1 protein-coding gene and 1 pseudogene are annotated in these 1,065 nt (G+C 30.8%); one reads left to right on the plus strand and one right to left on the minus strand.

The window, feature by feature from the left end; all coding sequences use genetic code 11:
• A pseudogene (locus VXQ92_RS20835) lies at nucleotides 1-382 on the minus strand (type IV secretion protein Rhs); the annotation flags it as partial.
• Nucleotides 383-476: 94 nt separating this feature from the next.
• Between VXQ92_RS20835 and VXQ92_RS20840 the strand changes: the two are divergent.
• The coding region (locus VXQ92_RS20840; protein WP_416683052.1) for a hypothetical protein at nucleotides 477-1,065 on the plus strand (589 nt) is incomplete at its 3' end.

The raw sequence follows: 1,065 nt of genomic DNA on the forward strand, positions 1-1,065 counted from the left end.
ATTTTATATATGTTTCATCATTCTTAGTTCCACCTAGTTTGTCGATATAATAATGCCAGTCATCGCCTCCGATCAGAACTTTAACCTTTTCTTTTTCATTAGATTTGATGCGTCCAGTCCTACCATACTGGTCAAGGAAGCCAGTTTTTACTTGTCCATTTGAATGTAAAACAGAATATTCGATATTAGATATATCAGGAAATAAATTATAAACATCTAATTTATTACTAAAAGGAGATTGAACGTTAGGGATCTCTGGTAAAGAATAATTAGCTTTTTCACCGCCTTTAAAAAGGTGTTGTCCAGCTTTCGGCTCAAATTTCCCTGGCGTAATCAGGGTAATACCATCTTTATTAATAATGATTTGAGAACCACCAGCCATTAATAACCTCAATTTTTATAAAAATATTCAGAATTTTGCATTGATATAGCCTAAAATAAATGTATATCAAATGTCTCGTTATTTTACGTAAAATATGACTTTCATCATAGCTAGTCAATTAAACGATAGCATTATTGTTGCAGCTGACAATAAAAGAGTAACTTTGAATAAAGATTCAAATATAGAATTTTCTACTACGAATGATTCTAAATTATATGCTTGGGAACAAGGTATTAGTACTGGTACTGGAGAATCATATGTTGTTCAGCAAACAGTTGATATATTTAAAAATATAGCAAAGTCTAAACTAAAGACTTTACCTGAATGTCTAGATATTTCTAAGAGAATACGTATCTTAGAATTAGGTCAAAACCTTGATCAAGTTCATAATGGAAAACTACTTTGCTCTAGTTATGGTCAAGAAGGTGCGCAATTATATAAAATTGAAAGATTTGATAAAACATCTCAGCATACACTGAAAAAGGTTTCTCCCATGGAGATTATTATTTGGTTGTTTCATCCAAATGTAGACTTGATTGCAGATAATTTGAAGAGGCTTTATTCTGATCTCAGAGATTATTCTCTATTTTCAACACAAGTTGATTGGATCAATTATTATATCAATAGACTTTCACCAATTTATCAAAAACAAAGTGAGGTCGATCCATATATGAGTCAAAGCT

The sequence above is a fragment of the Acinetobacter sp. 228 genome, from assembly GCF_048147885.1.